This window comes from Actinomadura sp. NPDC000600 (genome assembly GCF_040492135.1).
Classification (GTDB): domain Bacteria; phylum Actinomycetota; class Actinomycetes; order Streptosporangiales; family Streptosporangiaceae; genus Spirillospora.
In genome coordinates this window covers 106,395-119,076 of record NZ_JBEUPD010000013.1, presented here as the reverse complement: position 1 = coordinate 119,076, position 12,682 = coordinate 106,395, and the positions used below count along the sequence as shown (strand labels likewise).

At 75.9% G+C, this 12,682-nt stretch carries 15 protein-coding genes; 10 read left to right on the top strand and 5 right to left on the bottom strand.

Translation table 11 applies throughout. The features are described from left to right. Positions 1 to 209: 209 nt before the first annotated feature. Entirely contained in the window at positions 210 to 419 is a 210-nt protein-coding gene (locus tag ABWI07_RS20430; protein ID WP_149258690.1) for an HGxxPAAW family protein, read from the top strand. A gap of 2 nt (positions 420 to 421) precedes the next feature. Continuing rightward, entirely contained in the window at positions 422 to 604 is a 183-nt protein-coding gene (locus ABWI07_RS20425; protein ID WP_149258691.1) for a hypothetical protein, read from the top strand. A 39-nt stretch (positions 605 to 643) separates the two neighbouring features. Here the strand turns inward: ABWI07_RS20425 and ABWI07_RS20420 are convergent, their stop codons facing one another. Continuing rightward, complete coding sequence (locus ABWI07_RS20420) at positions 644 to 772, bottom strand: hypothetical protein (RefSeq protein WP_268843221.1); 129 nt, start codon at positions 770 to 772, stop codon at positions 644 to 646. 188 nt (positions 773 to 960) lie between these two features. On the opposite strand from ABWI07_RS20420, the gene ABWI07_RS20415 reads away from it, so the two are divergent. Further along, positions 961 to 2,049 (top strand): carboxylate-amine ligase, encoded by a 1,089-nt coding sequence (locus ABWI07_RS20415; RefSeq protein WP_149258692.1) that lies wholly within the window; start codon positions 961 to 963, stop codon positions 2,047 to 2,049. Between the two features lie 213 nt (positions 2,050 to 2,262). Further along, positions 2,263 to 3,210, top strand: coding sequence for an anti-sigma factor RsbA family regulatory protein (locus ABWI07_RS20410; RefSeq protein ID WP_149258693.1), 948 nt, complete (start codon positions 2,263 to 2,265; stop codon positions 3,208 to 3,210). Positions 3,211 to 3,217: 7 nt separating this feature from the next. On the opposite strand, the gene ABWI07_RS20405 is transcribed toward ABWI07_RS20410, so the two are convergent. After that, complete coding sequence (locus ABWI07_RS20405; protein WP_353819491.1) at positions 3,218 to 4,135, bottom strand: phosphotransferase; 918 nt, start codon at positions 4,133 to 4,135, stop codon at positions 3,218 to 3,220. Continuing rightward, positions 4,056 to 5,003 (bottom strand): DMT family transporter, encoded by a 948-nt coding sequence (locus tag ABWI07_RS20400; RefSeq protein WP_149258694.1) that lies wholly within the window; start codon positions 5,001 to 5,003, stop codon positions 4,056 to 4,058. The genes ABWI07_RS20405 and ABWI07_RS20400 overlap by 80 nt, the downstream gene beginning before the upstream one ends. 80 nt (positions 5,004 to 5,083) lie before the next feature. Here ABWI07_RS20400 and ABWI07_RS20395 point away from each other — a divergent pair, with 80 nt between their 5' ends. Further along, on the top strand, positions 5,084 to 5,998 hold the full coding sequence (locus ABWI07_RS20395) for a LysR family transcriptional regulator (protein ID WP_149258889.1): 915 nt from the start codon (positions 5,084 to 5,086) through the stop codon (positions 5,996 to 5,998). Here ABWI07_RS20395 and ABWI07_RS20390 read toward each other — a convergent pair. Then, positions 5,993 to 6,523 (bottom strand): DUF2269 domain-containing protein, encoded by a 531-nt coding sequence (locus tag ABWI07_RS20390; RefSeq protein ID WP_149258695.1) that lies wholly within the window; start codon positions 6,521 to 6,523, stop codon positions 5,993 to 5,995. The genes ABWI07_RS20395 and ABWI07_RS20390 overlap by 6 nt on opposite strands. Positions 6,524 to 6,783: 260 nt before the next feature. Here ABWI07_RS20390 and ABWI07_RS20385 point away from each other — a divergent pair, with 260 nt between their 5' ends. The 5 genes from ABWI07_RS20385 to ABWI07_RS20365 all read left to right on the top strand — a co-directional run bounded on the left by ABWI07_RS20385 (position 6,784) and on the right by ABWI07_RS20365 (position 11,773). Continuing rightward, on the top strand, positions 6,784 to 7,227 hold the full coding sequence (locus tag ABWI07_RS20385; RefSeq protein WP_149258696.1) for a DoxX family membrane protein: 444 nt from the start codon (positions 6,784 to 6,786) through the stop codon (positions 7,225 to 7,227). Between the two features lie 61 nt (positions 7,228 to 7,288). Next, positions 7,289 to 7,918 (top strand): GNAT family N-acetyltransferase, encoded by a 630-nt coding sequence (locus tag ABWI07_RS20380; RefSeq protein WP_353819490.1) that lies wholly within the window; start codon positions 7,289 to 7,291, stop codon positions 7,916 to 7,918. 289 nt (positions 7,919 to 8,207) lie between these two features. Continuing rightward, positions 8,208 to 8,984, top strand: a complete 777-nt coding sequence (locus tag ABWI07_RS20375) for an SAM-dependent methyltransferase (RefSeq protein ID WP_353819489.1) — start codon at positions 8,208 to 8,210, stop codon at positions 8,982 to 8,984. Positions 8,985 to 9,185: 201 nt separating this feature from the next. Then, positions 9,186 to 10,490, top strand: a complete 1,305-nt coding sequence (locus ABWI07_RS20370; protein ID WP_353819488.1) for an acyltransferase family protein — start codon at positions 9,186 to 9,188, stop codon at positions 10,488 to 10,490. A 119-nt stretch (positions 10,491 to 10,609) separates the two neighbouring features. Further along, complete coding sequence (locus ABWI07_RS20365; RefSeq protein ID WP_160160877.1) at positions 10,610 to 11,773, top strand: PucR family transcriptional regulator; 1,164 nt, start codon at positions 10,610 to 10,612, stop codon at positions 11,771 to 11,773. 7 nt (positions 11,774 to 11,780) lie between these two features. Here the strand turns inward: ABWI07_RS20365 and ABWI07_RS20360 are convergent, their stop codons facing one another. Further along, positions 11,781 to 12,680 (bottom strand): alpha/beta hydrolase, encoded by a 900-nt coding sequence (locus tag ABWI07_RS20360; RefSeq protein WP_353819487.1) that lies wholly within the window; start codon positions 12,678 to 12,680, stop codon positions 11,781 to 11,783. Positions 12,681 to 12,682 lie beyond the last annotated feature (2 nt).

Sequence of the window (12,682 nt, the reverse complement as noted above, 5' to 3'; positions counted from 1 at the left end):
GAGCGGCCGAATCCGGCTCGAAACCGGGTCCCGCTGACCAGTACGCGGGACCGGGGCGCGGCCGGAGTCCCCGCGCGCCCGGGCCGGCGGTGCCCGCCGCCCGCCCCGGCGATCTCCGGGTACCCCGAAAGGCCCTGTGGCGAGGGGCGTTGCTAGAGTTCGGCGTCGTAGACCCCAACCCCCGAACCATGCAGAGGGAAGACGAACGCATGTCGACTGGCAGCCACGCCGGGCGCCCCAGGTCCTGGGTCGCCGTGGCCATCATCTTCGTCGGTTTCGCCATCGGCGGCGTCGGCATCACCCTGGGCCCCGACTGGGTCGTGTTCGGGGTCGGCGCCGCGGTGACCGTGATCGGCGGCATCATCGCGCTGGCCGTCGACATCATGACCGACGTCGTCGTCGACGAGCCCCGGCAGTAGCGGTGTTCGGCCGGCCGCCCATCGAGGAGCGGATCGCCGCGCGGCAGCGCGAACGCGGTCCGCTCAAGCCGGGGTCCGTCTTCCCGCACGGCCCCGCCAAGATGCTGTTCTTCTTCGGCATCGGCGTGGTCGTCGTCACGCACCTCATCGCGCTGTCGATGTACTTCGTGGACCCCGGCCCCTGACGGCGCCGGGAGCCCGTGCGGCATGCGCCGGGGCCCGTCTCAGCGGCCGCGATCCGAGCCGTTGGGCGGGCCCTTCCGCTTGTCGCCGAGGTAGAACAGCCCGACCATGAGGAACACCGCGACGGCGGCCAGGATGACGAGCACGCCGATCGGAGTCGACCCGTACACCGGACCTCACCTCCCCTTCCCTCGCTGCGCCTGACCGCACCATGCCCGCTCAGCGCCGGGTCAAAATAGGGCCAAGAGTCCCTTTTCCCCCTATTCCGGACCGTCCGGCAGGTGCGGACGCCGCGGCGGCGACGTACTTTCGAGGGGACCGTGGCCGCCTGCGTCGCCCCCGAGCCCGAGGTGGTGGGATGGCCCTGCGATTCGGAATCGAGGAAGAGTACTTCGTCGTCGATCCCGTCTCCCGTGAGGTCGCCCCGCGCGCCCCGGCGGTGGTGCGCCGGGCGGAGCCGGCGCTCGGCGAGCGCACCTCCACGGAACTGGTCGCCTACCTCGCCGAGGCCAAGACCTCGCCGTGCGACGACCTGGACAAGCTGGACGAGCAGATCCGCTCGATGCGGGCGGTGATGGCCGCCGCCGCGGCGGCCGAGGGCGTCCGGCTCGCCGCGACCGGGACGCCCGTGCTGGGCGACCTCGTGCCCGCCCCCATCGGCCGCGGCGCCCGCTACGCCGAGAGCCTCGCCGTCTACCGGGGCCTGGACGACGAGCAGAGCATCTGCTCGTGCCACGTCCACGTCGAGATGCCGGACCGCGAGCGCGCCGTCCAGGTCAGCAACCACCTGCGCCCCTGGCTGCCGACGCTGCTGGCCCTCACGGCGAACTCCCCCTACTGGGCCGGGCGCGACACCGGCCACGCCTGCTGGCGGGCGCTGGCCTGGGCGCGGTGGCCGGTGGCGGGACCGCCGCCCTACCTCGCGTCCGCCGGCCACTACGACGACCTCGTCGGGACGCTGCTGGAGTGCGGCGCCCTGATGGACACCGGGACCATCTTCTGGGACGTCCGGCCGTCGGCGCGGCTGCCCACGCTCGAGGTGCGGCTCGCGGACGTCGCCTCGACCGCCGACGAGGCGGCGGTGTTCGCCGCGCTGGTCCGGGCGCTGGTCCAGGTGTCGTCCGACGCGGTGGACGCCGGCGAGCGGGCTCCCGACCCGCCCCAGGAGATGCTGCGCGCGGCCTACTGGCTGGCGGCGCGGCACGGGCTCGCCGGGCGGGGCGTGGACGTGCGCACGGGCCGCCCCGCGGACTTCGGCGCGCTGGCCGGCGACCTGCTGGCGCACGTGCTGCCCGCGCTGCGCTCCGCCGGGGACCTCGACGCCGTCGCCCGCGGCCTCCGGCGCCTCGCCGCGGACGGGACCGGCGCGGAACGGCAGCGCCGCGCGTACCGCAGGCGCGGCCGGCTGACCGACGTGGTCGACGCCGTCCTGCTGCGCGACCGCTGACCCCGTCCCGCAGAGCGGGCGGTGACGGCCCCGAACGCGATTGGTCCGGAATTCGTCTGTTTTCGAGGTCCACTTCGCGGGTACCGCCGATTCGGACCAAGGATTCGGCTGACCTCGGGGGACGTCCGCATGACCCTGCTCGCACGGCTTCCCGCCAGCGCGTACCCTCGATCGGATGCACGCGACGGCAGGACCATACGGAGCGACCCCGCGATGAGGCTCGGGCCCGGCAGGACGGGCGCGCCCCGCGCGGACGCCTTCGTCCACCAGGCGCTCTTCTACCACGGCGACGAGGAGTACCTCGCGGGCACCCTGCCGTTCATCCGCGCCGGGCTCGGAGCGGGCGAGCCGGTGGCCGTGGCGGTGCCGGGCGACCGCCTGGCCCTGCTCCGCGGCTCTCTCGGCCTCGCCGCCGCGAAGGTGACCTGGCTCGACATGGCGACGGCGGGCCGCAACCCCGGGCGCATCATCCCGGGCGTGCTGCGGCGCTTCGCCGACCGGCACGCCGGAGGCCGGGCGCGGATCATCGGCGAGCCGGTCTGGCCCGGCCGCTCGGCGACCGAGTACCCCGCCTGCGCGCAGCACGAGGCCCTGATCAACCTGGCCTTCGCGGGGCGCGAGGCGAGCATCCTGTGCCCCTACGACACGGCGCGGCTGGCCCCGGTGGCGGTCGCCGACGCCCGCGCCACCCACCCGGTCGTGATCGACCGGCACGGCGAGCACCCGAGCGGCGACTACGCGCCGCACCGCGTCATCAGCGACTACAACCTCCCGCTGCCCGAGCCGGCCGAGGCGGTCGCGATGAGCTTCGACCTCGACGCGCTCCCCGTGGTCCGCGAGTTCGCCTGCTACTGGGGCGAGCGGTTCGGCCTCGGCGCCGCCGCCGTCGGCGACCTCGAGCTCGCGGTGAACGAGCTGGCCGCCAACTCGTGCCTGCACGGCGGCGGCGAGGGCACCGCGCGGCTCTGGACGGAGGACGGGCACGTCGTCTGCGAGGTCCGGGACGCCGGGAACATCAGGGATCCGCTCGCCGGGCGCCGCCCGGCGGACATGAGCCCGCACGGCGGCCGGGGCATCCTCATGGTCAACCACCTCGCCGACCTCGTCCGCGTCCACACCGGGCCGGACGGCACCGCGATCCGCGTCTACATGCGCCCCTGAGCCCGGCTCAGCCGACGGCCCGGCCGATCCCGGCCAGCGCCTCGGCCAGCAGCGCCTCCCGCCCGGTGGACGCCGCGTACTCGGCCAGCGTCGCGGCGAGGTTCAGCGCCAGGGCGCGCGCGGCGGCCTCCTGGTCCACCGGGACCGGCCCGTACTCCGCCAGGAGCGCCTCCCGTGCGGCGCCCGCGAACCCCGCGTAGGCCAGCGACAGGTCCACGGCGGGGGCGGCGAGGCAGACGTCGCCCCAGTCGATCACTCCTGCCGCGTGCCCGTCCGGGGTGAGCAGGAGATGCCGGACGTGCAGGTCGCCGTGGACGACCACCGGGTCGCCGCCCGGTGCGCCCCAGCTTTCGGCCGCGGCCAGGAACTCCCCGACGGCCGGATCGCGCTTCCACAGCCCGCGGGCGGCGAGGGCGTCGAGGCGGTCGTACGTCCGCGACGCGCGCTCGGCGGGGTCGGCGCGCCCCATCGGATCGAGGGGCAGCCCCTCCCCCGCCTCGCGGGCCAGGGCCGGGTCGTGCAGGGTCCGCAGGAAGGCCCCGGTCTCGGCGGCGAGGACGACCCGCCGCTCGTCCGGCGGCCGGACGTCGGCGAGCTCGCGGCCCGGGATCCGCCGCCCGCCCCAGAACGGCCAGGGGAAGTCGTCCGACGGCTCCCCGACGAAGCGCGGCACGGGCACCGGCAGCGGCAGCCGCCGGGCGAGGACGGGCAGCACCGCGATCTCGCGCTCGACCCCGGCGATCGCCATCTGCCGGCGCGGGAAGCGGAACACCCAGTCCCCGCCGACGAGGAAGACGGTGTTGTCCCAGCCGGCGGCGAGGCCCTCCACCGGGGCGCCGCGGAGCTCAGGGAACCTCCGCCCGATCAGGGCGCCCGCCAGTCCGGCCGTGACCTCGCGCTCGGGAGCCCACTCCGGAGTCGTCACGCGGAGCAACGCTACCCCTGCCGGCCAGCCGGACGGCGGCGACGACGAGGGCGCAGCCGGCGATCTGCGCGGCGCCGGGCCGCTCGCCCAGGACCACCGCGCCGAGGGCGACCGCCAGCACCGGCTGGAGGAGCAGGAGGGTCCCGGCGACGTCGGCGCCGAGCCGGGGAAGCGCCGCGCCGATGAGCACCCAGCCGCACACCTGCCCCGTCATGGCCAGCGCGGCGAGCCAGCCGAGCGCGGGCCAGCCCGGCGCGGGGTCGACGCCCTGCCACGGCCCGCCGACCGCGAGCGCGGCCGCTCCCGCGCCGAGCGTCGACAGCAGGACGGGCTGCGCCCGGTGCTCCTGGCCGCGCCCGGCGACGCGGGTGAGGAAGAGGTAGCCGCCGTAGGCCAGCCCGGCGCCCAACCCGAACAGCGATCCGAGGACCGGGTCCGTCCCTCCCGTGCCGTGCCCCGCGAGACCGCCGGCCAGCGCGACGCCGGTCAGCATCACCGGCACGGCCGGGGCGAAGGCGCGCGAGGGCCGCTCCCCGAACACCGCGAGCGCCAGCAGCGGCACCACGACGACCTGCACGTTCACCAGGACCGTCGCGATCCCCGCGCCGACGCCGTCGATCGACGCGCCCCACAGCACGAAGTCGGCGCCGAGCAGCACTCCCGCGAGCACGTCGACGCCGCCCCGGCGCCGCGGCCCCGCCCGGCGCCGCTCGCGGAGTGCGAGCGGCGCCAGCACCGGCAGCGCGAGCGCGCACCGGAAGAACCCCGCCGTGCCGGACGAGACGCCGGACAGCCGGAACAGGATCGCCGACAACGAGATGAACGCGGCTCCGGCGATCACGAGCAGCCGCGGATCGGTCCTTCGCACGCCCCCACGCTGCCGTCACTCGATCAGTTAGCACAAGCGAATGTTCGTAAGCGAAGATCGGTAGCATCGCTACCGTGACGATGAACCTGGAGCGGCTGCGCGCCCTGCACGCGGTGTCCGTGCACGGCTCGATCGCGGCCGCCGCGGAGGCCATGCACGTGACGCCCTCGGGGGTGTCGCAGCAGCTCGCCAAGCTGGAGCGCGAGACGGGCCACCGCCTGCTCGAACCGCGGGGGCGGGGCGTCCGGCTCACCCGGGCCGGGCACGTCCTGGCAGGGCACGCCGAGCGCGTCATGGCCCAGCTGGCGGCCGCCGCGGCCGAGCTCGACGGGCTGCGCGAGGCCGTCGTCGGGCCGCTGCGGCTCGGCTCGTTCGTGACGGCGGCGCGCTCGGTGCTGCCCGCCGCGCTCACCGCGCTGCGCGAGCGGCATCCCGGCATCGCCCCGACCCTGCTGGAGGGGGAGAGCGAGCACATCCTGCCCGCCCTCGCGCGCGGCGACATCGACGTCGCGGTCGTCGAGAGCTGGGACACCTTCGTCACGCCGTTCCCCGCGTCGGTGTCCAACGTCCTGCTGGCGTCCGACGTCATCGACGTGGCACTCCCGGCGGGCCACCCGCTGGCCCGGCGCCGCGCGGTCGGCCTGGACGAGCTGGGCGGGACGCGCTGGGCCGCGTGGACGGCGGGCGGGACCTGCGAGCGGCAGCTCGTCCAGACGCTGCGCGAGCACAACGTGGAGCCCGACATCGCCTGCAACGTCGCCGACTACCCCACCCAGCTGGCCTTCGTCTCCGCCGGCCTCGCCGCCGCGCTCGTCCCCCGGCTCGGCCGCGACCCCGTCCCGGACGGGGTCCGCATCGTCGCGACCCGGCCCGCCGTCCGCCGCAAGGTCCTCGCGGCGTGGCGGACCGGGTCGGACCGCCCGGCGGTCCGGGCGTGCGTGGAGGCGCTGCGGACGGTCGCCGAGCGGCTGCCGGACGGGCGGGCGGCCTCATGAGCGGGCGCGCCGCCCGCCGACCCGGCCGCGGGGCTTGAACACCGAGAGGGCGGTGGCGGTGAGCAGCATGACGACCTGGCAGGAGACGACCGCCACCTGCCACCACTGCCGTCCGGCGGACGGGTCCGCCCCGCCCGCGGCGGCGTCCGCCATGGCCTCGGGCGTGAACAGCAGCATCCCGGCGAGGATCACCGCGATCAGCAGCACCAGCTTGGCCAGCACCCAGTAGTGCCGTGCCAGGCCCCAGGCGCTGCCGGTGGCGAGCGCGACGCCGGTGGCGAGGGAGGTGAGGCTGAGCGGGATGCCTCCCCCGAACACCAGCACGCTCATCAGGCGGTAGGCGGAATGGGCGAGCGTCCCGTCCGAGGTCAGCGTCGCGGTCAGGTTCAGCAGCACGAGGCCCCACACCTCCCCCAGCAGCGCGACGGAGGCGACCACGTGCACGACGGTGACGGTCTTGCGGACCGGCGGCCCCGGCCGCCACAGCTGCCCCGCGGCCGCCGGCCGCGACTGGACGGTGGACATTGAACGCTCCCGGCTCTCTCGACGACGCACCGATCGTGCGACGGCGGCACCGGCGCCGTCGTCGGCCGCCCGGAGGCTTCCCCGCTGCCCCGCGCGGAGCATCCGCGGGCGGGCGCCTGCTCCCCGCGTGGTAGCCCGCCCCGCGCGGCGGCTCGCCTCCGCGCGAAGGCAGGCCGAGACTTGACCCGGCCATCAGGTGGAGGGGACGGCCGGCGGGAATGATGCCCTGCGCCCGGTCTTCCGATCGCTAATGGGGAACGATGCGTCTTCTAGCCCGCGCTCACCAGATGCCCGTCCGGCTGGCCGTCGGCGCGTTCGTCCTGAACTCCGGCCTGTCGAAGCTCCAGGACCTGGAGGGGGCCGCCGAACAGACCCACGGGACGGCGAAGACCGCCTACCCGTTCCTGGAGTCGAAGGACCCGAAGGACTTCACCCGCATGCTCGGCAGGGCGGAGGTCGCACTCGGCACCGCGCTGCTGGTCCCGCTCGTGCCCTCCCTGCTCGCGGGGGCCGCGCTCACTGCTTTCTCCTCTGGGCTGGCCGGCCTGTACCTGCGGCTGCCCGGCATGCGGCAGGGGCGCGGGCTGCGCCCCTCCCCGCAGGGCATCCCGCTCGCGAAGGACACCTGGCTGGTCGGGATCGGCGTCTCGCTCGTCCTGGACGACCTGGCGGCGGCGCGGGCGGAGCACTGCGCCCGCGCGTGACGCCTCCTTGACGCGGGGCCGCGCGCCGGTGAGGATCAGCGCGTCCCCGAGGAGGCCGCGCATGACGACCGAGCCCCGCCCGTCACCCGCCGTCCGCACGGCGGCCGACGCCGACGCCGACACGCTCGCGGCCGTCCTCGGACGCGCCTTCGACGACGACCCGGTCTGGCGCTGGCTCCTGCCGGACGACGCCACCCGCGTACGGCGGATGACCGCGCTGTTCGGGATCCTGCTGCGCCGGGTGCACCTCCCCCACGGCGCCACCGAGGCCGCCGGGCGCGGGAACGCGCCGGAGGCCGCCGCGCTGTGGGACCCGCCCGGTCGGTGGAGCGTGCCCCTGCGGCTGCAGGCGGCCCACACGGTGCCGCTGCTGCGCATCCTCGGCGCGCGGACGCCCGCCACCCTCCGCACGCTCGGCGCCATGGAGAAGCACCACCCGCCCGAGCCGCACTGGTACCTGGCGGTGCTCGGCACCGATCCCCCGGCGCAGGGCAACGGCCTCGGCGCCGCCCTGCTGCGCTCGCGGCTCGACCGCTGCGACGCCGAGGGCCTGCCCGCCTACCTGGAGTCCTCGAAGGAGCTGAACGTCCCCTACTACGAGCGGTTCGGCTTCCGGGTGACGCGCGAGCTGCCGCTGCCGGGCAAGGGGTGCCCGCCGGTCTGGCTCATGTGGCGCGACCCCGAGCGCTGACCCCGGGGGCTCTCCACCGCGGCCCGGCATCTCCGGTTAAGTGGTTGTCATGGCCAGAAAAGGCCAATTGTCAGGAATGTCCATGCGGCGAGAAAGGCCCGCCCCGCGGCAGTCCGCCGCAGACCCCGCGCGGGCGCGCGCCAAACCCGGTTGGCCCGATGCGGCCACGCGCGCGGCGGGTTTCGGCCCGACCACCGGACGCGGCGGCCCCGGACCCGGCCCGCGGGCCTACCGTCGCAAGTGAGCCATTGCACCGACCCCCTCTGGTGAAGGCGACAGGTGAAGCACCATGCCCATGGTCCGCGCGAGGGCGCCGGAGACGCCGCTCGCCCTGCACAGGCCGGGTCCGGCACGCGTGCACGACTACCTCCTCGGCGGCAAGGACAACTACGCGTCCGACCGGGACCTCGCGCAGCGGATCCTGCGGGTCCTGCCGCAGGCCGCGGGCGCCGCCCGCGCCGCCCGCGCCTTCCTCGCGGACTCCGTGGCGCTGCTCGCCGGACGCGGCGTGCGGCAGTTCGTCGACCTGGGCTGCGGCCTGCCGAAGGCCGACAACGTGCACCAGATGGCGGCGCGCCGCACCGGCGGCACCCGCGTCGTCTACGTCGACCACGACCCGCTCGTCATCGCGCACGCCCGCGCCCTGCTCATCGACGGCGGGAACCTCGCGGCGCTGCCGGCCGACATCCGCGACCCCGGCGCGATCATGGACAGCCCCGAGGTCCGGCGGCTGATCGACCCCGCCGAGCCGGTCGCGCTGGTGTTCTCCAGCGTCCTGCACTTCGTCCCCGGCGCGAAGGACATCGTCGCCGGGCTCGCGGCGGCGACCGCGCCCGGCAGCGCGCTGGTCGTCTCGCACGCCACGGCCGACTTCGCCCCCGGCGCGGTCGGCGAGGCCGCGCGGCTCTACCGCGAGGCGACCTCCCTCCCGGTGCGTCCGCGGGGCGGCGCCGAGGTCGCGCGGCTCCTCGGGCCGTTCCGCCCGCTGCCGCCCGGAGTGACGCCGCTCGCCGCCGACGGGCCCGCGAGCGAACCGGTCATGTACGGCGCCGTCGGCATCCGCTGAGCGCGGTTGTGGGGTTGCTCACACCCATTCGGTCCGCCGTCCGGCCCGGCGGCCGCCTCCGGTTCGCCGCGGCCGCCCTGCTCCCGACGCTCCTCCGGCGTCCGGACGCCGTGACGCTGTGTCAGCGAGAGGAACCGCGATTCAGAGAAATCTCATTTGCCCGTTAGAAACGGTAACGGTTCGGCCCCTATCGTGGCCCGGATGCCGACGAACATCCTCACCCCTCCGGACAAGACGATCGGCGCTCCCCCGGCGCGGGCGCCCCGCATGGGCTGGCTGGACGCGCTGCGCGGCCTCGCCGCACTGGTGGTGGTGTTCGAGCATTCCCTGGACGTGCTGCTGCCCGAGGTCCGCCGGGCCACCGGGCCGTGGTTCGACTTCGGCCGGTACGGGGTGTTCGTGTTCTTCCTCGTCAGCGGCTACGTGGTGCCGTTCTCGCTGGAGCGGCGCGGCAGCGTCCGGCAGTTCTGGGCCGGGCGGTTCTTCCGGCTGTATCCGGCATGGGGCGTGGCGGTGGCGCTCGCGCTGGTGCTCGGGGCGGCCGGCCTCTCCTACGGGCTGCCCGCGCCGATCGGCGACCGGCCCTGGGCGTCCGCGCTGGCGCACCTGACGATGCTGCAGGACCTGCTGGGCGTGCCGAACGTCGTCAACGTCTTCTGGACGCTGTCCTACGAGATGGTCTTCTACCTCCTCGTGACGGCGATGTTCGTCGCCGGCGTGCACCGCGCCAGCGCCCGGGTGGCCCTCGGCTTCGGGGTGGGCGCGGCGATCCTGGGGGTCGCGCTGCCGTCCGGGCTGCTGGCCTCCCGATGGCCGGGCGGGACGGTCCTGGCCGCCGCGCTCCTGCTCGCCGGCGGGCTGGCCGCCATGGTCAGCCGGAACCGCGGGCTGCGGCGGGCGGGCGTCGCCGTGGTGGCCGCGCTGGCCCTCGTCCTCCTGGTGCTGAACAGCCGCATCGGCGCCATCGAGAGCCTGTGCATCATCGCCACCATGTTCGCCGGGACCGCGATCCGCGGCATCCAGGACGGGCGCCTCCGGCCCGGCCGCGCCGCCGCGATGGTGGCGATCGTCCCCGTCCTGACGCTGGCGGCGGGCATGCGCGCGCCGACCAGCTGGGCCCTGCACGCCAACCCGAACCCCCTCGGCCTGGACTGGTCCATCGCCGTGGGCGCCGCGTGGCTGACGTTCCTGGCCGGCCTCGCCCTGCGGAACCTCGCCATGCCGCGGGTCCTCGTGTGGCTCGGCCTCGTCAGCTACTCGGTCTACCTGCTGCACCCGCTGGTCATCCAGGCGGTCTGGCACGCCGCCGGACGCGAGACCTGGGGCCTGTCGGCGCCGGTCCGGGCGGCGTGGGGCGTGGTGCTGCTGGCGACCGTCCTCACCTCGGCGGCGCTGGCCCACCGCTACGTCGAGCGCCCCGCCCAGGACCTCGGACGCCGCCTGACGGCGCGGCGGCGCTCCCCCGCCCCCGCCCCCGCCCCGGCGCCGCAGCCGGCCACGTCCTGACCGCCGGCCCTGACCGCCCGGTCGGGGGCGGCACGGGTGATGACAGGGTGCGCTTTCTTGCCTAGGGTGATTCGCCCGAGCCCACCCCGCCGATCGGACAACGGATGACAGAAGGGCCGATGCCCGCCGAGCTGCCCGACGTGCTGCGGCAGCACCTCCAGGCCGCCGTGGACGAGATGGAGCGGGAGATCCGCGACCAGGTCCCCGAGTACGCCGGCGCCGACGGGGGCGAGTACGCCCGGAGGGTGGAGCGGACGGTCAGCGACACCGTCGCGTTCTTCGTGGACTCCGTCGACCACCCGACCGCGGACGCGCGGAAGATCACCGAGATGTACATGCGGCTCGGCGAGGAGGAGGCGCGGCAGGGCCGGAGCCTGGCGGCGCTGCAGAACGCGATGCGCGTGAGCAGCCAGGTCGCCTGCCGCCGGTTCATCAAGGACGCCTACCGGCTCGGCTGGTCGCGCGAGACGCTGGGCCGGCTGACCGACTCGCTGTTCATGCTGCTGGCGCGGGTCGCCGACGCCGCCGCACAGGGCTACGCCCGCGAGCAGGGGCAGCTGGCGACCGAGCGGGAGCGCCGCCGCGACCGGCTCCGCGACCTGCTGGTCGCCGAACCGCCGCCCGGGCACGAGGCGATCGCCGACCTGGCGGTAGCGGCCCGGTGGGAGCTGCCGAAGAGCATCGCGCTCGTGGCGCTGCCCTCGGGGGCGCCCGCCGGGGCCCGGATCCTGCCGCCCGCCGTGCTCGCCGACTGGGAGGCGCCCGTCCCCTTCCTCGTGGTGCCCGACCCGGAGGGCCCCGGCCAGGACCGGCTGTGGCCGGCACTGCGCAGGCTCGGCACGGCGGCGGTCGGCCCGACCGTCCCGGTCGGGCAGGGCGCGGTCTCGCTGCGCTGGGCCCGGCACGCCCTGACGCTGGCGGAGCGGGGCCTGCTTCCGGCCGGCGGCCCCGTCCGGTGCGTGGACCACATCGCGTCGCTGGCCACCCTCACGGCGGACGAGCTCGTCGGCGCGACCGCCGGAGCCGTGCTCGGGCCGCTGCTGGAGCTGCCGCCCGCGCGCCGGCAGCCGCTCGCCGAGACGCTGCTGACCTACCTGCAGTGCGGCGACAACGCGGTGATCGCCGCCGAGCGGCTGCACATCCACGAGCAGACCGTCCGGTACCGGCTGCGCCGCATCACCGAGCTGACCGGCGGCCGGTTCACCGAGCCGGACGGCCGCCTCGACCTCATGCTGCTGCTGAGCTGGCTGGTGCGGACGGGCCGCGCCGAGCGGACGGCGTGACCGGCGGTCAGCGGGCGGCCAGGCGGTGCCCGAGGAACGCCAGTTGGGGGCGGAGCCGCCGCCGCCAGTACGCCGCGTCGTGGCAGCCGCCCTCCAGCCCGCCCTCGGGCCGGACCCGCTCGCGGAACTCGCGCACCCGGTCGGCGAACGGGTCGCTCGTCCCGCAGTCGACGCGCAGCGGAACGCCCTTCAGCTCGTCCAGCGCGCGGAAGACGTCGTTGCGGTCGTAGTCGGCGGCTCCGTCGAACGAGCGGCGGTTGGCGGCGATCGCGTCCTCGTAGGAGCCGAACAGGGCCGGGGACGCGGCGACCACGGCGGCCGTGCGCGCGGGGCCGAGGCGGCGGGCCAGCAGGAGGGCGCCGTAGCCGCCCATCGACCAGCCGATGGCGCCGACGCGGTCGGTCCAGGCGCCGCGCTCGCGCAGCCGCGGCAGCAGCTCGTCCACGACCATGCCGAGGGGGTCGTCGCCGCCGGCGCGGGGGTGCCAGTAGGTGTCGCGCCCGCCGTCGACGCTCACCAGGGCGAACGGGGGGACCCCGCCGCGCGCGACGGCGTCGGGCAGGTAGTGGTCCAGTGCCAGGTTCCGCACGAGGGACGAGCCGGTCTCACCGGTGCCGTGCAGCGCGACGACCACCGGCAGGCCGCGCAGCGGCCGGTTCGCGGCGGGCGGGACGATGGTCGCGGTGACGGTCGTGCCGCGGCGGGCGGAGCGCCACGTCACCGGTTCGACTTCGACGGACGCGGCGGGCGGCGCGGGCGCGTCGCCGCACCTGCCGAGCGCGCGGTCGAGCCGGACCTTTCCGGGAAGGACCTCGTTCTCCACCAGCGCGTAGGCGGTGCCGCCCGTGGCCGCGACGGCGCCGATGCCGCCGAGCCCGCCGAGGACGAGGGCGCGTCGGGTGATCAAGG

Excerpts from the sequence above, each read along its gene's own strand:
- ABWI07_RS20395 (WP_149258889.1), top strand. The coding sequence starts at position 5,084 with ATGAACCTGGAGCGGCTGCGCGCCCTGCACGCGGTGTCCGTGCACGGC.
- ABWI07_RS20380 (WP_353819490.1), top strand. The coding sequence starts at position 7,289 with ATGACGACCGAGCCCCGCCCGTCACCCGCCGTCCGCACGGCGGCCGAC.
- ABWI07_RS20415 (WP_149258692.1), top strand. The coding sequence starts at position 961 with ATGGCCCTGCGATTCGGAATCGAGGAAGAGTACTTCGTCGTCGATCCC.
- ABWI07_RS20385 (WP_149258696.1), top strand. The coding sequence starts at position 6,784 with ATGCGTCTTCTAGCCCGCGCTCACCAGATGCCCGTCCGGCTGGCCGTC.
- ABWI07_RS20430 (WP_149258690.1), top strand. The coding sequence starts at position 210 with ATGTCGACTGGCAGCCACGCCGGGCGCCCCAGGTCCTGGGTCGCCGTG.
- ABWI07_RS20410 (WP_149258693.1), top strand. The coding sequence starts at position 2,263 with ATGAGGCTCGGGCCCGGCAGGACGGGCGCGCCCCGCGCGGACGCCTTC.
- ABWI07_RS20375 (WP_353819489.1), top strand. The coding sequence starts at position 8,208 with ATGCCCATGGTCCGCGCGAGGGCGCCGGAGACGCCGCTCGCCCTGCAC.
- ABWI07_RS20365 (WP_160160877.1), top strand. The coding sequence starts at position 10,610 with ATGCCCGCCGAGCTGCCCGACGTGCTGCGGCAGCACCTCCAGGCCGCC.
- ABWI07_RS20390 (WP_149258695.1), bottom strand. The coding sequence starts at position 6,523 with ATGTCCACCGTCCAGTCGCGGCCGGCGGCCGCGGGGCAGCTGTGGCGG.
- ABWI07_RS20370 (WP_353819488.1), top strand. The coding sequence starts at position 9,186 with ATGCCGACGAACATCCTCACCCCTCCGGACAAGACGATCGGCGCTCCC.